The following is a 19250-nucleotide window of genomic DNA, read 5'->3' as shown; positions in this document are numbered from 1 at the left end:
ATGGCAAAAATATTAGACCTCGTTACAGGCGGACACCCTGACTCGCTGGACGATTTGCTCCATTTGCAGGAAGCCCAGCGAGAAGGGCAGGCAGCCATGTTTGCTACATTAGGGCTTGACTTGAGTAAGTCCTATATTTTGAAAGGCTGCAAAATCAGCGAAGATGACGCAGGGTTGGCTACCACCACCGCAGGCATGATCCTCCACAATGATGAAGTATTCGAAGTGCAAGAGCAAAGCATCCCAGATGCAGAAAATTACGGCTGGGCAATTGAAGAAACTTATCGCCCAGGCAACCCAGTGATTTATGCCAACGGCAATGCACACGCTCCCCACAAGATTAGAAGACTTAAGTTGGTAAACCCTTCTTTGGATCAAGCCGAAGTGCTTCATCAAGAGTTGTGGCATACCAGGGTTGCCTTGGGCACTGAAGAAGGCATTGTGGCAGGTTTCGACCTGAAAAAGCCGTTTGGCGACAGCCTCATATTCAATGCAGAGCGTACTGGCAATCAGGACAACCAAACCGAAATTATCTGTCAAGGCAAAAAGTGGCGCATCTTAGGGGATATTACCATCACATTCCCTCCGCCTTTTGGTGGTAATTATGAAGGAGATGTATTCCAGTTTTATTGCCAACCTAATGCTCGGCAAGATGCCTTGGAATTTTTAGTGACCCAAGGGCAAATACCTGCCAATGCTGTGCTTTTAGGCAAGGCAATCCTGTACGATATTGATGAGCAGATAGGAGCTAATGTAGAGCAATTGTATGCAGGGCATGAGGATTACGATCTGAGAATAGATATTGAGGTACGTAAAACCAGTGACAGATTAATCAAGTACATTCCAGTTCATGAATATTTTGATCAAACCGATAATGAGGTTTGGGTAAGAATTGCCCTACCCATTAAAAGGGCAATTGATGCCAAACTACAACAGTCGCTCTATGCAGAAGTAGAACTAAGGGAAAACCGTTATCCCTTTAGAGTAAGTCTCTTTGGCTACCTTCCGCTCAATTCCTTACCTTTTTACTCGAAAATCCTGGAAGGCTTTTCACAAAATTATTTTGCACCACAGTCTACTAAAAGAATTAGAACGACCATTTGCCGCTCACCCGACCGCTTAAATACTTTTCAGTCAATAAGTAATGTAATGGCAGATTTGTCGCCCACAGAACTAAATTTAATAAATGCACCAAGTGTTAGTAATGATGAAAACAGTAACATCATGCACTTTCTCAGCATTTTTACCACTTATTTTGTTTGATCAAAACCACATTCATTTATGAACTCAAAACAACAACAAACCCCACTCCCTACCTTGTATTGTACTGTAGGGCTGCCCTTTTCAGGCAAAGAAGCATGGGCGGCTTGCCAGGGGCTACCTGTGGTATCTCTTGCCGCAAATGAAACAGTAGTTGGTGGCAAAGCCACTAATAAAACCAAAGCAACCACTGAGCCACTGGCTTTTACCCGCCAACTTATTGAGTGCCTCTTTGCCGCAGGCAATCAAGTAGTCATTTTACTGGCCGAAAACCTCAGCGAAAAAGAACAGGAGTATTGGCAAAACCCCGACGCCTGGCAAACCGTGTTTCGGGAGTTTCAGATCAGCGAAAAAGAGGCACTTCGCAAGGCTACCCTGGCCGGGGCGGGCAAACCGGAATTGAATAGAATCAAAGAACTGGCAAAACACGCAGAGACTTTAAAAGTAAACACTTGAACACCCAAACCCCTGGGGTAGACAGACGGTCTACCTACAGGGGTTACTTATCACATATTTTCCAGACTTTTCAATTGGGCTACAATGGTGCTTCTGAGCGTGGTATCACTGATGTTTTTCACCACATACCTGTCTTGTCTAAAATCATAGACCTGGTATTGCTTTTCCAGAATATCTCCATACTTCACCCCTTTCATCAAGTCAGGTATTACTGCTTCGTACCAATGTAGTTTTCGGTAAGGTTCGTCGGCACGGTTGCGCCCTTCATAATAGCGGTCAAAACAAATAGGAGAAATATAATAGCCATTGCGACCTGTTTTTTTACTGCTTTGTTTGACACCACTTTTGTTCATACCACCACCCATTAAACTGTCATGACTGTCTTTTGATTTGACATCGCTTTTGTTCATACCACCCATTAAACTGTCATGACAGTCTTTTGATTTGACATCGCTTTTGTTCATACCACCACCCATTAAACTGTCATGACAGTCTTTTGACTTGACACCACTTTTGTTCATACCACCATCCACTAAACTGTCATGACAGTCTTTTGATTTGACACCGCTTTTGTTCATACCACCATCCACTAAACTGTCATGACAGTCTTTTGATTTGACACCGCTTTTGTTCATACCATCCATTAAACTGTCATGACTGTCTTTTGATTTGACACCACTTTTGTTCATAGGTGTTGTATGATTGTTCATACCATCCATTAAACTGTCATGACTGTCTTTTGACTTGACATCGCTTTTGTTCATACCACCACCCATTAAACTGTCATGACAGTCTTTTGACTTGACACCACTTTTGTTCATACCACCACCCATTAAACTGTCATGACAGTCTTTTGACTTGACACCACTTTTGTTCATACCACCATCCACTAAACTGTCATGACAGTCTTTTGATTTGACACCGCTTTTGTTCATACCATCCATTAAACTGTCATGACTGTCTTTTGATTTGACACCACTTTTGTTCATAGGTGTTGTATGATTGTTCATACCATCCATTAAACTGTCATGACTGTCTTTTGACTTGACATCGCTTTTGTTCATACCACCACCCATTAAACTGTCATGACAGTCTTTTGACTTGACACCACTTTTGTTCATACCACCACCATCATTATTCATTAAACTGTCATGACAGTCTTTTGACTTGACACCACTTTTGTTCATACCACCCATTAAACTGTCATGACTGCCTTTTGATTTGACACCACTTTTGTTCATACCACCACCATCATTATTCATTAAACTGTCATGCAACTCGTGCCTGTTTACCGGGTCAGGCTTACCTCTGGGGCGCAAACTGATTTCCTTTCTTTGATCACGCCCTTCTGACTCTGTGGTTGAATCAGAGACATTGATTAACTGACTAAACCCGGTTTGTAAACCCTGAGTCACTGCCGTTATGATTTCCTGGTGAGGCAATACTCCTTCTTTAGCTTCTTCGGGCAGGGGCAAAATAGCGTGTTGCCTGCCTTCGGCTTCTACCCGTTTCATAAAAGCATTGTGAAAGTAATAGGCGTATATCAGGAACAGTTCCATCATCAGCACCACCGAAAAACCAATCCCCATTCCTAAGTGGCGGTAATAATGGTTGATTTGGCTACGTTGCCCGTAACGGGTCTCAAGCCGGGCAATTTGCTGCGATTGTTGTTGCTCAAGTTTTGCTTTTTCTGCTTTGCCCGCCCGCAGGTTTTCCTGCTCAGCTTTGGTCAGCCCCCAGCGCCTTACCTTGGGGTCTACCGACAGGCTTTCGAGCCCGGCAATGGTCTTTGCCAGCTGTTGCAAACGTGTCTGGTGATCGGTTTTTACCCGTTGAATGGCTTGAACTTTATCCGCCATAATATTTTTGTTTTCATTCGTTTGGGCATCGCCAATGAGTGCCCCACCCAAAGCACTGACCAGCAGCGAAGCAAACACCAATAAACCAAGGTAGAGCCATTGCATCAAAGGTACTGCTCTGCCGTTTGCCTGCCGATAAAACACATCAGTGGCTTTTTCTTTCTTGCCCCATTCGAGTGCGCCAAAAATCACCAGCAAACACGCCAGAGTGAGTAAGAGCAAAAAGATAGAGATGGGACCCAGTGAGTGCAGCTTTAAATGCCGGGTGGCCAGCAGGGTAGCGGTTACCAAAGCAAGTACGACCGATACCGGGTGATAAAATGCCCTGAATCCTTTGCTGAGTTTAAACCAGACCAACCGCCTTTCGAGGTAAGACTTGCCCTCCATATAATGTTGCGCCTTTTCATAGTAGTCTTTCCATTTGGCCGCTTCGTGTTGTTCATCATAAGGGTTTTGGGTGGTAAGCCGGGTAGCAGAACGTGCCTGTTTGATCTTTTGTAATAGTTGTTGAGAATTGTTCATAGTAAAAAAGTGTTGGTTGTTAGTGAGTGTATTACATCATATTTCAATATTAAACAAACATAAAAACATCAATATTAGATGTTTTTCATTCAAATGTAATCTATTCATAATCACTTACAAATAAAAGGCATCAAAACTTGATGTGTATCAAAGAAAAAGCAGGTATTTTAGCCCAATGGAAAAACAAGACTTACTAAAAATCATTAAGCATTTGCGTACCAGTGAGGGGCTTACCCACCAACAAATGGCGACTAAACTGGGTTGGGGCAAACAAACTTATGAAAGAATTGAAAATGGACGTACCCAAAATGTAGGGCTGGACGACATTGCCCAGATTGCGCAGGTATTTGGGCTGACGGTGGTAGAGTTGATGAACCGGGCAACCCCGGAAGGAACTGCCACTGCTTTGCTCAAAGAAGCCGTTCATTTATTCAGGGAAGCCCAAACCAAAGTGGATGCCGCTGAACAAATACTGAAGAAGCTACCAAAAAATAAATGAGTAATGCCAATAAAAAAAACCTTCGCCTGAAACAAGCAAAGGTTTTTGCATAAATAAATAATCAAACGACTCTTAGTAGTTGTAATTCACAAACGGATACAACAAATTGTTAAAATTGTATTTATCAAATAATAACACTCTTTTGAAGTATATATATAGCACTCCCATTTATTCAAGCGAATTATTATATTCGCTAAAATGATAATTTAAATTTTCATACCAAAACAGGGACTTTAGCCTAAAAAACACCTGCTACAGCGCAAAAAACTGAACGGTTGTTTTTTTGGCTCTGGTACAGAAACATCAGTTTCTGGTACAGGCAGACCAAGCCATTCCAGACCACAGGTAAATCAGTAACGTATGCAAACAGCCATACTTTAGTCCTGAATAAACACCTGTGGTAAGGTGGCTGCTTGCTTTAAAACCAGGCATAAAAGCGCCATACAGCCTCAAATCAAGCAGTTTGATATACGGTTAAGAAATAACTCTGGGTTTCTTTTAAGCCTGTCCTGCCAGCGGTATTCTGCTGACAGGCAAGCCGTGTGATGTTATATAAACAAGAAAAATAGGTGGAGCCTTTGCTCTAATGATATGTCGTAAGCAAAATCAAACACTGCCAGTAAGCAGGCAACGTTTGATCTCCCGAACGAAAGAACCCTTATGTTGAGTACAATCTTACCAAACTTTCATCAACATTCAAAATTCTTTCAAAAAAATATTCGCTATCACATAAGCAAGTATAAATACTTGTTTTTTACGCAAAAAAGAGAAGTTTTTTAACAAAAACCTTGTTTGTATTATTTCTTGTTCATACTATTGCATCCTCATTAAGCAGAAGGCTTAGTGAAATACCTGACAATGATGAACTGAGTTTAGTTGAATGTGAGGGTCAAACAGTACCATGGATAGCGCTTATCTAATGCAAGTTTGACCCTTGTAATATTTCCAGGCAAAGACATGCACGTAGTATGCCTTTGCCTTTTTCTCTAGACAGACAGGTAAACAACATTGCCGGAAAAGCGACTTATTAAATAGAAATATAAACCAAAACAACAGATGATCAAATGAAGCAAATCACACTAACACTGTATATCAGTTAAAAATGATTCCCTCAGCGGCTTGTTCAAAAGAGGCAGGCGGCATTTTCAATCCCTTCATTCACTCTGGAGTCAGTCTGGTAAATGACTACCCAGGGCAAGTAAGCTCATGAATACTTTTTGGTATACCTCACTGTAAGGTTGTTTGCCCAGGGCATACCACTTTGCAGCATTACTGTAACTATGCAAAAGAGGGCGCTCTCTCAATATTTAAAGATCAAACATCAAAGTAAAAAAAATGAAAAAGAGGAAAAGAAGAATAACCCTGCACGTAAGAAAAAAAGTAACTGTATTGCAGAAATTGAATGAAAGTGACATTCAAAACTTTACCGTTACCGATCTGAAACACCTCAATGGGAGCCTGTTTTATTACGACTTCCAGCCCAGGTACCCCTTAGCCAAAGCACTACCCGTTTGTGAGGTCATTTTTGAAGGCAAAACAGTCTTCTTGTTTGAGTTTCCAGTGAGTTTCGAGGCAAAAATAGAATCCAAAATAGCCTATCATTTTCAAAAAAAACGTGGGGAGGAGTAGGTAGAAACACCCTTATCCTTCTCTGAAAACCAGCCCTGACTTATAAAAATACACTGCTAACAAAAAACTATAAGAAAAATGATACATCATTTGTCGCATACCTTGTGGGCAAACCTACCACTGCTATGGCTGATTTTACAGGCAATACTGAGTACTCAACCTAAAAACATCAGCCATCATGAGTAGAGAAAGCATCACTGAACAACACAAGCGCGAAGCAAAGCTCCTTGCCCAACAGCGGCAAAAAGGCCTGCAAAACAAAGTGAAGGTACAGGTAGACCACAACACCTGGATTTACCTACCCAAAAAACTTGCCCGAAGCAAACGAAAGCTTAAAGCTTACCTGGCTGCACGGGAAGCACGCATTCGTGAAAACAAAAACCATGAAGAACAAATCAGGGCAGGGCGTATTGCCAGAAATAAGGCAGTGGCCAAGGCCAGGAGGTTGAAAAAGAAAAATAAAAAGTAGTTCAAACACAGATTTAATCAATACTTAAAATATGTGCCAAATGAATCATCAGACACCAACACCTGTCAACTATAAAAAACACATGAGGTTCGATATGACAGCCCTCGTTGAAAACAACATCAGTATCAAATCCTGCCAACAAATAGCAAAAATAGGTTTTTTCAAACATTTTAAATCAAGATAACTCTTATGATGACAGCCGATTTATTTCACCTTACCGAACCCCTTACTCATATTGCTTCTTACCCTAAAGCAGGCAAAACCAGCCTGGCGGTAAGTTTGGCTCTCGATGCGCTTATACACCACGATATGGGCGTACTCTTTTGTTCGGCAAGCAAAGAAAGAAACATCAGGCATCGCATGGTATCAGCCATGAGTGATATTGACCTGATAGAAATAGAGTACATCAAAGAATGCCCCGAAGATGAGAAGTACAAAAAATACAATGATACATTAACGGCAACCTTTAATTTTAATTTCATTGCCTGTGACATCAGAGGGATTGTGTTTGAGGAATTCAGACGCAAATGCCTTTATCACGCCTATTACAATCAGGTTGAACTCATTGTTGTAGACGATTTACATCAGGTAGTGGGTGGAGACACTCAAAGTAATATTCAGGAATTAAAAAAGCTTGCCAGTGTGTTGGGCATCCCTTGCATCGTATTTACACCATTGCCCCAGGCAGAAGATGACAGTATACAAAAGGTAACTAAAATCAATGCCTTGCTGAACACTTATGCAGATGTAACCATGTGGCTGGATCGCCCGGAGTATGAAATAGCGGCTCAACTGGAAGTAATTAAGCAGCCCACAGGCAAGTTCTCTGGCATCCCCCTGAGTTTTACTCCGCGAACGGCTCATTTTACGGATGTGGAAATGATTGGCTTACATTTTATTTTGACAGAATTGGAAAAGGCAGGGTAGCATTTCCTTGACATTGATGATCTGTAAAACCCTGGCATCTTAAATATTATGGGTGGACAGGGAATAATTTAGTTTTCAAAAACAACAAGGGGCTGATGAGGAACTGGGAAAGGTATTATTTTCTAAAAAAACGTTTTCGCCCCACTCAAAACTTATTTTAATGGCAAAATCAATAAACAAAGACAACTCAACACAAGCCTCGCTGGAAGGCTTATTACCTATTGAAGTAAAAAATGAAATACCTGTAGTAGATAGCAGGTTGGTGGCAGAAGCACTGGGAGTCAAACATAAAGCTTTGATGGCAACTATTCAGCGTTATCAGGCTAAAATAGAAGAGTTTGGCTCGCTGCCGTTTGAAACCGAAGTGAAAAAACGTGATGTAGGGGCAACTACCCTAAGATTCTGCTACCTTAATGAAAATCAGGCGATTTTTATTGGAACCCTTTCCAGAAATACGAAAAAGGTTGTTGCCTTTAAATCCAGACTGGTTCAATCATTTGCTTATGTTAGAAAAACAATTCAAGAACAGCCATTCAATCAGAGGATTTTGGTACAAGCAGTAAAAAACCTCCATGAACTGGCAAAGTCCACCAAAGAGACCAGAGGACAAATAAAACTTTTGAACTCCTACCACAAATTTTTGGCACACGAAATAAGTAGCATCAGGGATGCGCAAGATTCCTTGGCAGACGAAATGGTCAATATCAAGGCAGCTCAAACAACTTTACAGATAGAAAACTTCAACCCTCTTTTTACCAAAGTCAGAAAAGAGCTGGGACAAATGATGCAAAATTATTCGATCTGGTATGAGGTGACCACTCAGGAACTCTACCAGATTCTTTACAAGGAATTTACCGTAGCATCCGGACAAAATATATATCAGCAAGCAAAAATGGCGAATAAAACGCCCATCGAGTGGCTTGAATCCACAGGCTGGATTTTAGAGGCTTATGGCCTGGCTATAAAGCATTTTGGAATACCAGAGGAAAATCAAGATTATCAGGGTGACTTAGGAAATCCTGACAGATAAGAGAGTAGAAGGCATCATAACAGTAGTTGTCTTTCAAACTGGAAGAAAAACAACTACTGTTATTTTAACCAGTGAGTGATGTTGAGATTCAAAAATGGTAAATCAATCGGGTTTTAATGATAAAACCAAGGAATACAAATTATTTAAGGCAGCAGTCTTTGGTGGTAGCTTTGCTTCCGATAGAGGCATTGGGTGAGACTCTGATGGAAACTATCAGGTGTTATTAGGCTAAAATAGAAGAGCCTGGCTCGCTGCCTCTTGAAACGGTAGTGAGAAAACATGATATAGGTAGCTACCCTTGATCAGGCTAAAATAGAAGAGTTTGGCTCGCTGCCTTTTGAAATGGAGATGAGAAAATGTGGTGTAGGGGCTACTACTCTTGAAAACCATCAGGCTGAAATAGAAGAGTTTGGCTCGCTGCCTTTTGAAATGGAGATGAGAAAACGTGGTGTAGGGGCTACTACCCTAAAATTCTGCTACCTTAATGAAAATTAGGCGATTTTTATTGGTACCCTTTCCAGGAATACGAAAAAGGTTGTTGCCTTTAAATCCAGGCTGGTTCAATCATTCGACTATGTTCGCAAAACAGTTCAGGAACAGCCATTCAATCAGAAGCTTTGGGCACAGGCAGTAAAAAAACTCCATGAACTGGCAAAGTCCACCAAAGAGACCAGAGGACAAATAAAACTTTTGAACTCCTACCACAAATTTTTGGCACACGAAATAAGTAGCATCAGGGATGCACAAGATTCCTTGACAGACGAAATAACCCATATCAAGGCAGCTCAAGCAAGTTTACAGATAGAAAACTTCAACCCACTTTTTACCAAAGTCAGAAAAGAACTGGGGCAAATGATGTAAAATTATTCGATCTGGCCTGAGGTAACCACTCAGGGACTCTACCAGATTCTTTACAAGGAATTTACCGTGTCATCCGGACAATATATATATCAGCAAGCAAAAATGGCAAATAAAACGCCCATCGAATGGCTCGAATCCACAGGCTGGATTTTAGAGGCTTATGACCTGGCAATAAAGCATTTTGGAATACCAGAGGAAAATCAAGATTATCAGGGTGACTTAGGAAACCCCGACAGATAAGAGAGTAGAAGGCATCATAACAGTAGTTCAATCTTTCAAATTGGAAGAAAGACAACTACTGTTATTTTAACGAGTGAGTGATGTTGAGATTCAAAAATGGTAAATCAATCAGATTTTAATGATAAAACCAATGAACACAAATGATTTAAGGCAGCAACCTCCTGTGGCAGGTTTGCTTCTGGTAGAGGCATTGGGTGAGGCTCTAATGGAAACTATTAGGTGTTATCAGGCTAAAATAGAAGAGTTTGGCTCGCTGCCTTTTGAAATGGAGATGAGAAAACGTGGTGTAGGGGCTACTACTCTTGAAAACCATCAGGCTAAAATAGAAGAGTTTGGCTCGCTGCCTTTTGAAATGGAGATGAGAAAACGTGGTGTAGGGGCTACTACTCTTGAAAACCATCAGGCTAAAATAGAAGAGTTTGGCTCGCTGCCTTTTGAAATGGAGATGAGAAAACGTGGTGTAGAGGCTACTACTCTTGAAAACCATCAGGCTAAAATAGAAGAATCTGGCTCGCTGCCTTTTGAAATGGAGATGAGAAAATGTGGTGTAGGGGCTACTACTCTTGAAAACCATCAGGCTGAAATAGAAGAATCTGGCTCGCTGCCTTTTGAAATGGAGATAAGAAAATGTAGGGGCTACTACTCTTGAAAACCATCAGGCTGAAATAGAAGAATCTGGCTCGCTGCCTTTTGAAATGGAGATAAGAAAATGTGGTGTAGGGGCTACTACTCTTGAAAACCATCAGGCTAAAATAGAAGAATCTGGCTCGTTTCGGTTTGAAACCGGAGTGAGAAAACGTGATGCAGAGGCAGCTACCTTAACGAAAACCGGGCGATTTCTGTTGCCGCCCTTTCCAGAAAAAGGTTGTTGGTTGTTGCCTTTAAAAAACGACAATACAAAGAATGTTTTAAAGGAAATCTCACATAACTCGCTGACTATCAATTTTCCCGCCAAGTTGCGGAAAATAAAAAGACAGGAAGAAGCAGCCCCTTTGATACTATTTGTGTGTTAGTCGAGTGTGTTAAGTCACTTGTCTTGTTAGCTCAAACCGATAAGGGGCGGGAAGTCAGAAAATACTTTATTGAGTGTGAAGAAAGGTGCCATGCCCGAATATCCTCGGCACAAATGCTTTTGAGGTAGGTAGACTTCGGAAACCGTCAGAATGAGTAGAAAGCCTGAATCAAAGCTATCGAGGACGATAAGCAAAGAGCAGAAGCTGAATTGAATGCACTGGAAAAAGAAGGAACCTTGACACTTTTTGGGGATTCTCGAAAAGCCTTGGGGCAACTAGTGAAAAACTATGCGACCCATAAGCAGGTACCAGTGCAGAAGATATATACAAGCAATTCTCTAAGGAAATAAAACATAAAATCAGGAAAGTTTGCTATAGCATCACCCAAAACATACAATTCCCTAAAACCTAAAATGTAAAGGTGTTTGCTTTTTCACTTCTTTACACTATAAACAACTAAATAAAAATGGAGACAGCAAATCTAATGATACAAAGCTTTGGGGATTCAAAAAATGTTTTTACCGAACAGGGCTGGATCAATGCCACAGCTACCCAGATGCCTGTTGAGGACATATATCAACTACTTTATAAAAGGTTTACATATATAAACAAAATCCATCTCAAAACGCCAGGCAAGCGAATACAACTCCCATTGACTGGATTGAATTACAGAAGCGTATGATCTGGCAAAACAAATTTTTTGGCTACCTGCTCATGCAGGCTAAAAAACAGGTAGGTCTGAAAGGCATACTCAGCCCTGTTGTTCACTTTCTTGGGGCTATGCTGGTTCAAATATAAATAAGTATTCAAATTTTTAAAAGGTAAGATAATGGCAGCAAATATTCCAACAACGGAAGACATTCAACACTTAATGAAGGCTTTTGAAGAAACCATCTATGGTAAAATAGAGGCGTTATTTAAAGCTGAAAACAGTGGGTTAGATATATACACAAACAAAAGGATCAAAGAAGAAATGGGAGGGGATATCAGTGATGATACCCTTGCCCGAATGAGGGAAAGAGGAGAGCTTCCAGCGAAAAAAGTGAGCGGGAAGTGGTATTACAAAGGAGCAGATGTACGCAGAGTTTTTACTGAATCTAACTCCTAAACACTCTACTTTAAACCCCTCGTGTTTGTCCATATACAACGAGGGGTAAATAAACGCCTTAATCAGTAAACAAACCTTCGAATTTATCTATTTCCCGTTCGAGAGTATCATCAGTAATACTTGCATAAATTTGAGTAATAGTTTCATCAGAATGCCCGGTCATTTCTTTTAGTTTTGAACGATCAGTTCCCGCATTATACACCAAAGTAGCAAAAGTTTTACGTCCGACATGACTTGTCAAGTGCTTCTCGATACTGGCAAGTTCTGCCATCGATTGCAAGTATACATTATAGTTTTTGTTAGAGATTACTGGAATAAGCTTGTCCTTGCCAGCACAAACAGGGTCATCTCGATATTTATCCAAAATAACTTGCGCTTGCGGAAGCAAAGGAACTTTGGCAACAGTAGAAGACTTTACTCGTTCTTTAATAATCCAAGTACGCTCATTACGTTTAAATAGGTGCTCTTTTTTTAAAGAATCAATGTCTACAAATGCAAGCCCGGTAAAACACTGAAAAACAAAACAATCTCTAATACGATCCATATTAAGCTTATCAGACAAATCCAACTCCATAAGCTTTTTTAGTTCTTCTAATGTTAGTACCTCTCGTTTAGTTTTTTCATCCTTAGGGATTTTGAACTCTGCAATCAAAGGGTTTTTATCCATCTCGCCGAGTTGTACTGCCATATTAATTGCCTTCCGAAAATGCCTTACTTCCCTAATGGCAGTTTCGTGTTTTTTGGGATACCTGATACTACCATCAAACCTGACAGTGGTTTTAGTAGTACACCAATCTACATATCGAATATCAAAACCTTTATAATTATTCTTTAGTAAATCGCTCAAGTGGATATCTTCTTTACCAAACTCATCTTTAAGGAAGAGTTTAAGGTTGTCGATTGTTACTTGTATTCTTCTTATCGTATTAGGTCGCAAGCCACTACGTTGTTTAGACTTCTCAAGAGCTTCTAAAAAGGTAAGTCCTTTTTCTTCTTGCCCCTTGGCAATAGCCTTCAGCTTTTTAAGAACGATCTCTTCATTAGAACTTACAAGGTCATTATAACCACGAAGAATTCTTGTTCTGGTTTGATTAAGTAAACGGTTCTTTTCTTTAATAAATTCACTAGTACCTTTAATAAACATTTGATCGCCGTTTTTTTCCAGTTTGACCACTGGGGGCAGCCACCTATCCATAGGTATTTTAACCTCAGTTTGAAAATCGATCCTTTTTCCTTGGTGAGCAATTCGACAGAAAACTGGTGTTTCACCTTTTTTGTTTGTCTTATCTTTTCTTAATAAAAAACTTATCGTAAATGCCATAATTTTAGTAAGTTTGATGCTTCAACAATGAGTTACCATTCTAGTCATATAAAGTAAAATAAACCATTAGGCAGGTGCTATACTATATAATGACTACTTTAGGTTACCAAAATCATAAAATACTAATTGGTACCTTAAAAGGTGTACTTGATGTTGCGTAAAAATGCATGTAATTGCGGAAACATCAAAATTAAAAACACTGAAAATCAGTTAGTAATAACGTATTGCGGTATAAATACTCAAAGGGTAAATGTTTCAAAAGGACGCGGGTTCAATTCCCGCCAAGGGACGTAAGTTTCTTGTAGTTCAGTAATTTACAGTCGCTTTTGCCTGTTGCCCTTTTATTTCTATGTCAGGCTATATTCTTCCTTCTACACTTGTCTCCAAAACAAACCCTAGAAGTACTGCTTTCCTGATTTTTTATTTTGAAAAACAACATATAAAAAAGTGGTTAATAAAACCTTCAAAACCAATAATAATAACTATATGGACGTTTTTAAAAAACTCATTTATTCATCGCTTAAGTACTGAATCATAAGTAAACACACCTAACTGCTATATATAATTGACTTATTATGAGTAGCTAATTGCCCCGATATGCATCAGTATCCCAAAACTTGCTGCGTTAGCCAAACTGCATTAAGAAGCTACAAAGATTTTTGTCTGTCTCTAAGTTCAGTTTTTTACGAAGTCGGTAACGAGCCATAGTAGTACTACGATAAGATATTCCTAAAATATTGGATATGTCTTGAGTACTTAAGTTGAGGCGTACTAATGCGCTTAAACGGAGGAGGTTGGGAGACAAATCTGCAAATTGTTCATTGAGCTCTTTGTAAAAACGAGGGTGAGTTTCCTCGAAGTAATATTGAAAATTTTTCCAGTCTTTTTCTATCCCTAAACCACGGTCAATAATTTTTTGTATTTTAATAAGCTCTTTTTGCTCATTAGATTCTTTTGTTTTTTTCAGTTCCTTCAGGCTTATTTTGATCTCCTGCAAAAAATTATTCTTTTGTAGAATGTGTAAAGTATGTGACATCAACGACTGATTTTTCAACTCTAATTCTTTTGTCAGGTGTGCTTCTTGCATTTGTTTTTTCTCTAAGTCTGCTTGATGAAGCGCCTTTTGTTGTGTTTGAATAAGTTGGTTTTTACGTAGCCTCAACTGGTATTGCCGGGCAATTACTCCACCAATAATCATTAATACAAAAATGCCGACTAACAATAAGTAATTCAAAAAAGTCTGCCTTTCTTTCTCGATTTCCAGCATTGCTTTTTCACGCTGGTTAACCACCCTAATAGAGTCTTTTTGCAATTGAAAACGATACTGCTCTTCCAACTGAGCTATTTTTCGGGTGTTCTTCCGGTTAAACAAGCTATCAGTTGTTGCTTTGAAGAGGAGATGGTTTTCATAAGCTTTTTGGTAATCGCCCAATTTAGCATAAGTAGCTGATAAAATACTGTAGCCACTCGTTTCAATATCGCCTTTTTTTTTGGCAAGCTCAAGGCCTTTCTCTAATACATGTTGGGCTTTTTGGTACTCGCCACAGTCGTAATAAGTTTGACCCAAAGCGATTTGGCTGGAAGACAAATGGCGATAATTTTTTAGTGAAGTAAAAATAGCCTTGGCTTGGTGCAGATACTCTTGTGATTGATTGCATTGCTTTTTTTTCCGATAAAAAATACCTAAATCCTTGTAAACCAACCCAAGAGATTTTTGATCTCCTATTTGCTGAGCTACCTCAAAAGCTTGTTTGAAATACTGTTGAGCACTATCCGATTTACTCTCTAAATCATAGGTGGCAGCAATGTCCCGATAGGCTTCTACCAGCTCCAGTTTTTGCTCCAACTGGGTGAAAATACGTAAAGCCTTGAAGTAGTATTGCCTGGCTAACCCAAAGTTATTTTGCTCTTGGTATATCACACCTATGTTGTTATAACTTGAAGCTGCCCGGTACTGATTATTCAACTTTTTTGAATGCTTCAAGGCTTTCAGATGGTAGCCTATTGCCTCAGGATAACGTCCTAAGCGTGTCTCTAATAAGCCTAAATTCGTATAACTCACCGCAATACTGAAGGCATCATCGAGGCTTTTCCGAATTTGTAGTGACTCATTGAAATAGTAGGCCGCCTGCAAGTAATTGCTTTGATTGAGGTAAATCAAGCCCATATTGTTGAGTACGTGGCTTGCCCGAAGCAACTGATCAGATTGGCGAAAAGTACGCAACGCACTTTGGTAATGGGCTAAGGCTTTTTTGTATGCTCCTTTACGAGAGTAAATCAAGGCCAGGTTATTATAATTAATACCCACCTCATTCATATATCGAGTGCTGTAATATCTAAAGATGTTGGTAACAATGCAAAGCTTGCTTAATATTCCCCAGGTTTTTATAATTATTCCCCATATTATTGTAAGCATTGGCTACCAAGGTTTTGTCATCGGATTGCTTAGCAAAAGAAAGAGATTTCTTGAAACATTCCAGCGATTTTCGGGACTTCCGCTGGTAGGCGAGATTTATCCCCAAACCTTTCCAGGCAAGATGCAAAGAATGGTAGTCTTTTGCCGCCTGAGCCAGGGGAATCATTTTGTTGTACACCTGCTCGGCCTGGAGAAAATGACCCAGTCGGGTGTAGTTGTACCCTTGATAATAATAAGCCTGACAAATTCCCTGAACATAGTTGTCACGCTTGGCCCAACGCAAGGCCTCAGCCGTAAAGCTGGCTACTTTGAGAGAGTCGGTACGCTGATATTGTGCAGCTAGTAGGTTGTAGGTATCGGCGCGTTGTTGATGGTTGATACTGGTAGTAAGTATTTTTTGAAGAGAATCTACAATGACAGGGGTTTGCGCTTGAACTTGACTAAATGCCCCACAACATAATAGTTTAGTAAACAAGAGAGTGATAAGTGCTCGTGTGTTCATTGGTCTAGCTTGATTGCTTTAATTAATAATGTGACTCAATGATACAAAATACAACTATTTCAATTATTTTCAGATTTTATCATAATATTCCAAATTGTAAAAGTGCTTCATAACAGGAGCTTTCTTTATATTTCTCAAATATGATAGCCTCAAAAAAACAATTTCTTACTTTGTCTAATTATCAAGCATTTAACAAAAATTCTATCTACTTATTTTTCTTATTTTTGGGCAAAAGCCCAACGAAATTAACCTTTACTTTGCCTGCTTAAAAGCTCGATTATCAGACAATAACACACTTAAAAAGTTAGCCTTTACAATGAATGCTGGACATACATGGGGTAAATAAAATATCTACACTTATTTTCACAATCATAGCAACCTCAACTGCAGGTTGGCATTCCTTGGTTTATAGTTTAACCCCTACCCATAAAATATCATCACGCTGTTCAGCTTGATTCATAAAATCATATAAGGCATTTGTTAATTTATTCTTTTGGCGATTAAGCGAAAAACTTTGGTTATGTTTTAGAAAGTCGAGCAAACGTGATGTACCAAATTTATTAGGGGTGCCATCATTTTGATCAACCAAACCGTCTGACCCCATATATAAAGTGCTACCCGTAGGAAGAGATAATGTGTGATTGTTAAATGTTTTTTTTTGCTTGCGAAAACCTCCTATAGACTGACGTACACTTGGAACACGAATTACATCCTCGTTTTTGGGAAGTGTATACAACAGGTCGTGCCTTGCGCCAGCAAATGTTACTTTGGAACACGCTTGTTGGTGCTCAATGGCTAATATTGCTACATCCAAACCAGTATCTATCCTAGAACTTTCACCCTCCGTTCGTTCTTGAAGGAAAGCAACCTGCATTTTACTAAGAATAACCGCAGGATCGATGATTTTCTCTACCTTTACTATTTGGTCTAACACTTTGTGGCAAATCATTGTAGTAAATGCACCAGGCACCCCATGTCCAGTACAATCGCCCACTACCAATATTTGAATATTACTGATCTTAGAAGCCCAGTAAAAATCACCTGATACTACGTCTTTTGGCAAATAGAGAATAAAGCAGTCATTAAAACATTGCTGGAGGTATTCTTTACTGGGTAAAAAAGCTTTTTGGATACGACGAGCTGCTCGAAAACTTTGTTCAATGCGTTCCTTATGCAAAGCCAATGTATTATTCTTTTCTTCTAACATATCTCGTTGCACAGAAATTTCTTCTTTAGAGGCTTCAAGGGTCTCATTCTTAACTTCCAATTCGGCCTTTTTTATCTGGAGTTGTTCATTCAGCTTTTGTTTTAGTTGACGACTACGGTATACATAAATAGTAAAGCCCAACAATACTAGAGCAATCCCCAATACCAACCACAAGGTGCGTTGCTGAAGACGGTTTTGCAAGGTTTGTTGAATAATTTGGGTCTGGAGTTGTTTTTTTTCCTGAACCTGAATTTGTCTTAGTGAATCTTTTTGCTGCTTATATTTAAATCGCTCTTCCAACTGAGCTATTTTTCGGGTGTTCTTCCGGTTAAACAAGCTATCAGTTGTTGCTTTGAAGAGGAGATGGTTTTCATAAGCTTTTTGGTAATCGCCCAGTTTAGCATAAGTAGCTGATAAAATACTGTAGCCATTCGCTTTAATATCGCCTTTTTTTTTGGCAAGCTCAAGGCCTTTCTCTAATACATGTTGGGCTTTTTGGTACTCGCCACAGTCGTAATAAGTTTGACCCAAAGCGATTTGGCTGGAAGACAAATGGCGATAATTTTTTAGTGAAGTAAAAATAGCCTTGGCTTGGTGCAGATACTCTTGTGATTGATTGCATTGCTTTTTTTTCCGATAAAAAATACCTAAATCCTTGTAAACCAACCCAAGAGATTTTTGATCTCCTATTTGCTGAGCTACCTCAAAAGCTTGTTTGAAATACTGTTGAGCACTATCCGATTTACTCTCTAAATCATAGGTGGCAGCAATGTCCCGATAGGCTTCTACCAGCTCCAGTTTTTGCTCCAACTGGGTGAAAATACGTAAAGCCTTGAAGTAGTATTGCCTGGCTAACCCAAAGTTATTTTGCTCTTGGTATATCACACCTATGTTGTTATAACTTGAAGCTGCCCGGTACTGATTATTCAACTTTTTTGAATGCTTCAAGGCTTTCAGATGGTAGCCTATTGCCTCAGGATAACGTCCTAAGCGTGTCTCTAATAAGCCTAAATTCGTATAACTCACCGCAATACTGAAGGCATCATCGAGGCTTTTCCGAATTTGTAGTGACTCATTGAAATAGTAGGCCGCCTGCAAGTAATTGCTTTGATTGAGGTAAATCAAGCCCATATTGTTGAGTACGTGGCTTGCCCGAAGCAACTGATCAGATTGGCGAAAAGTACGCAACGCACTTTGGTAATGGGCTAAGGCTTTTTTGTATGCTCCTTTACGAGAGTAAATCAAGGCCAGGTTATTATAATTAATACCCACCTCATTCATATTATCGAGTGCCTTGTTAATATCTAAAGATTGTTGGTAACAATGCAAAGCTTGCTTAATATTCCCCAGGTTTTTATAATTATTCCCCATATTATTGTAAGCATTGGCTACCAAGGTTTTGTCATCGGATTGCTTAGCAAAAGAAAGAGATTTCTTGAAACATTCCAGCGATTTTCGGGACTTCCGCTGGTAGGCGAGATTTATCCCCAAACCTTTCCAGGCAAGATGCAAAGAATGGTAGTCTTTTGCCGCCTGAGCCAGGGGAATCATTTTGTTGTACACCTGCTCGGCCTGGAGAAAATGACCCAGTCGGGTGTAGTTGTACCCTTGATAGTAATAAGCCTGACAAATGCCCCGAACATAGTTGTCACGCTTGGCCCAACGCAAGGCCTCAGCCGTAAAGCTGGCTACTTTGAGAGAGTCGGTACGATGATATTGTGCAGCTAGTAGGTTGTAGGTATCGGCGCGTTGTTGATGATTGATGCTTGTAGTAAGCATTTTTTGAAGAGAATCTACAATGGCAGGGGTTTGCGCCTGAGCTTGACTAAATGCTCCATAATATAATAGTTTAGTCAACAAGAATGTGATAAGTGTTCGTGTGTTCATTGGTCTGTTTTTTTGATTAATAATATTAAAGAAGCCTCAATAGC

Annotated in this window: 18 protein-coding genes; 13 read left to right on the top strand and 5 right to left on the bottom strand. The window is 39.7% G+C overall.

The window, feature by feature from the left end:
• Both M23134_RS16205 and M23134_RS16200 read left to right on the top strand, forming a co-directional pair.
• Positions 1–1263 carry a hypothetical protein gene (locus tag M23134_RS16205; RefSeq protein ID WP_002698012.1) on the top strand — a complete coding sequence of 421 codons (1263 nt, stop codon included), beginning with the start codon at positions 1–3 and terminating at the stop codon, positions 1261–1263.
• 18 nt (positions 1264–1281) lie between these two features.
• Positions 1282–1716: a hypothetical protein gene (locus M23134_RS16200; protein WP_002698010.1), complete on the top strand. Its 435-nt coding sequence runs from the start codon at positions 1282–1284 to the stop codon at positions 1714–1716.
• 50 nt (positions 1717–1766) lie between these two features.
• Here the strand turns inward: M23134_RS16200 and M23134_RS16195 are convergent, their stop codons facing one another.
• The gene (locus tag M23134_RS16195) at positions 1767–4097 is read right to left on the bottom strand and encodes a hypothetical protein (protein WP_002698008.1); all 2331 of its coding nucleotides are present in this window, start codon (positions 4095–4097) and stop codon (positions 1767–1769) included.
• 175 nt (positions 4098–4272) lie between these two features.
• Here M23134_RS16195 and M23134_RS16190 point away from each other — a divergent pair, with 175 nt between their 5' ends.
• The 11 genes from M23134_RS16190 (at position 4273) to M23134_RS16140 (ending at position 11873) form a co-directional block, all read left to right on the top strand.
• Complete coding sequence (locus tag M23134_RS16190; RefSeq protein ID WP_002698006.1) at positions 4273–4596, top strand: helix-turn-helix domain-containing protein; 324 nt, start codon at positions 4273–4275, stop codon at positions 4594–4596.
• A 1335-nt stretch (positions 4597–5931) separates the two neighbouring features.
• Entirely contained in the window at positions 5932–6225 is a 294-nt protein-coding gene (locus M23134_RS16180) for a hypothetical protein (RefSeq protein ID WP_075164033.1), read from the top strand.
• Positions 6226–6403: 178 nt separating this feature from the next.
• Positions 6404–6694 carry a hypothetical protein gene (locus M23134_RS16175; RefSeq protein ID WP_002698002.1) on the top strand — a complete coding sequence of 97 codons (291 nt, stop codon included), beginning with the start codon at positions 6404–6406 and terminating at the stop codon, positions 6692–6694.
• A gap of 189 nt (positions 6695–6883) precedes the next feature.
• On the top strand, positions 6884–7621 hold the full coding sequence (locus M23134_RS16170; RefSeq protein ID WP_002698000.1) for a DnaB-like helicase C-terminal domain-containing protein: 738 nt from the start codon (positions 6884–6886) through the stop codon (positions 7619–7621).
• A 160-nt stretch (positions 7622–7781) separates the two neighbouring features.
• Positions 7782–8651, top strand: a complete 870-nt coding sequence (locus tag M23134_RS38300; protein ID WP_002697998.1) for a Rha family transcriptional regulator — start codon at positions 7782–7784, stop codon at positions 8649–8651.
• Positions 8652–8993: 342 nt separating this feature from the next.
• Positions 8994–9146, top strand: a complete 153-nt coding sequence (locus M23134_RS42750; RefSeq protein ID WP_002697996.1) for a hypothetical protein — start codon at positions 8994–8996, stop codon at positions 9144–9146.
• 216 nt (positions 9147–9362) lie between these two features.
• Complete coding sequence (locus M23134_RS42745) at positions 9363–9512, top strand: hypothetical protein (RefSeq protein ID WP_002697995.1); 150 nt, start codon at positions 9363–9365, stop codon at positions 9510–9512.
• Positions 9513–9614: 102 nt separating this feature from the next.
• Complete coding sequence (locus tag M23134_RS42740; protein ID WP_002697993.1) at positions 9615–9752, top strand: hypothetical protein; 138 nt, start codon at positions 9615–9617, stop codon at positions 9750–9752.
• 130 nt (positions 9753–9882) lie between these two features.
• Positions 9883–10401, top strand: a complete 519-nt coding sequence (locus tag M23134_RS42100; RefSeq protein WP_045113716.1) for a hypothetical protein — start codon at positions 9883–9885, stop codon at positions 10399–10401.
• 46 nt (positions 10402–10447) lie between these two features.
• Complete coding sequence (locus M23134_RS16155) at positions 10448–10765, top strand: hypothetical protein (RefSeq protein ID WP_002697990.1); 318 nt, start codon at positions 10448–10450, stop codon at positions 10763–10765.
• 829 nt (positions 10766–11594) lie between these two features.
• The gene (locus M23134_RS16140; protein ID WP_002697989.1) at positions 11595–11873 is read left to right on the top strand and encodes a helix-turn-helix domain-containing protein; all 279 of its coding nucleotides are present in this window, start codon (positions 11595–11597) and stop codon (positions 11871–11873) included.
• 58 nt (positions 11874–11931) lie between these two features.
• Here the strand turns inward: M23134_RS16140 and M23134_RS16135 are convergent, their stop codons facing one another.
• The 4 genes from M23134_RS16135 to M23134_RS40535 all read right to left on the bottom strand — a co-directional run bounded on the left by M23134_RS16135 (position 11932) and on the right by M23134_RS40535 (position 19206).
• On the bottom strand, positions 11932–13194 hold the full coding sequence (locus tag M23134_RS16135) for a site-specific integrase (protein WP_002697987.1): 1263 nt from the start codon (positions 13192–13194) through the stop codon (positions 11932–11934).
• A 625-nt stretch (positions 13195–13819) separates the two neighbouring features.
• On the bottom strand, positions 13820–15610 hold the full coding sequence (locus M23134_RS16130; RefSeq protein ID WP_157558512.1) for a tetratricopeptide repeat protein: 1791 nt from the start codon (positions 15608–15610) through the stop codon (positions 13820–13822).
• Positions 15531–16112 carry a tetratricopeptide repeat protein gene (locus tag M23134_RS16125; RefSeq protein ID WP_045113713.1) on the bottom strand — a complete coding sequence of 194 codons (582 nt, stop codon included), beginning with the start codon at positions 16110–16112 and terminating at the stop codon, positions 15531–15533. The genes M23134_RS16130 and M23134_RS16125 overlap by 80 nt, the downstream gene beginning before the upstream one ends.
• A 406-nt stretch (positions 16113–16518) precedes the next feature.
• The gene (locus M23134_RS40535; RefSeq protein WP_045113712.1) at positions 16519–19206 is read right to left on the bottom strand and encodes a tetratricopeptide repeat protein; all 2688 of its coding nucleotides are present in this window, start codon (positions 19204–19206) and stop codon (positions 16519–16521) included.
• Positions 19207–19250: the final 44 nt, after the last annotated feature.

The sequence above is a fragment of the Microscilla marina ATCC 23134 genome, from assembly GCF_000169175.1.
GTDB classification, from domain to species: Bacteria; Bacteroidota; Bacteroidia; order Cytophagales; family Microscillaceae; genus Microscilla; species Microscilla marina.
Note: the sequence above shows the minus strand (reverse complement) of the source record. Positions and strands in the feature narration are given on the sequence as shown.

Bases quoted from the DNA above. Each gene is read 5' to 3' on its own strand.
- M23134_RS16205 (WP_002698012.1), top strand. From the start codon at position 1: ATGGCAAAAATATTAGACCTCGTTACAGGCGGACACCCTGACTCGCTG.
- M23134_RS16200 (WP_002698010.1), top strand. From the start codon at position 1,282: ATGAACTCAAAACAACAACAAACCCCACTCCCTACCTTGTATTGTACT.
- M23134_RS16195 (WP_002698008.1), bottom strand. From the start codon at position 4,097: ATGAACAATTCTCAACAACTATTACAAAAGATCAAACAGGCACGTTCT.
- M23134_RS16190 (WP_002698006.1), top strand. From the start codon at position 4,273: ATGGAAAAACAAGACTTACTAAAAATCATTAAGCATTTGCGTACCAGT.
- M23134_RS16180 (WP_075164033.1), top strand. From the start codon at position 5,932: ATGAAAAAGAGGAAAAGAAGAATAACCCTGCACGTAAGAAAAAAAGTA.
- M23134_RS16175 (WP_002698002.1), top strand. From the start codon at position 6,404: ATGAGTAGAGAAAGCATCACTGAACAACACAAGCGCGAAGCAAAGCTC.
- M23134_RS16170 (WP_002698000.1), top strand. From the start codon at position 6,884: ATGATGACAGCCGATTTATTTCACCTTACCGAACCCCTTACTCATATT.
- M23134_RS38300 (WP_002697998.1), top strand. From the start codon at position 7,782: ATGGCAAAATCAATAAACAAAGACAACTCAACACAAGCCTCGCTGGAA.
- M23134_RS42750 (WP_002697996.1), top strand. From the start codon at position 8,994: ATGGAGATGAGAAAATGTGGTGTAGGGGCTACTACTCTTGAAAACCAT.
- M23134_RS42740 (WP_002697993.1), top strand. From the start codon at position 9,615: ATGGCAAATAAAACGCCCATCGAATGGCTCGAATCCACAGGCTGGATT.
- M23134_RS42100 (WP_045113716.1), top strand. From the start codon at position 9,883: ATGAACACAAATGATTTAAGGCAGCAACCTCCTGTGGCAGGTTTGCTT.
- M23134_RS16155 (WP_002697990.1), top strand. From the start codon at position 10,448: ATGGAGATAAGAAAATGTGGTGTAGGGGCTACTACTCTTGAAAACCAT.
- M23134_RS16140 (WP_002697989.1), top strand. From the start codon at position 11,595: ATGGCAGCAAATATTCCAACAACGGAAGACATTCAACACTTAATGAAG.
- M23134_RS16135 (WP_002697987.1), bottom strand. From the start codon at position 13,194: ATGGCATTTACGATAAGTTTTTTATTAAGAAAAGATAAGACAAACAAA.
- M23134_RS16130 (WP_157558512.1), bottom strand. From the start codon at position 15,610: ATGCTTACAATAATATGGGGAATAATTATAAAAACCTGGGGAATATTA.
- M23134_RS16125 (WP_045113713.1), bottom strand. From the start codon at position 16,112: ATGAACACACGAGCACTTATCACTCTCTTGTTTACTAAACTATTATGT.
- M23134_RS40535 (WP_045113712.1), bottom strand. From the start codon at position 19,206: ATGAACACACGAACACTTATCACATTCTTGTTGACTAAACTATTATAT.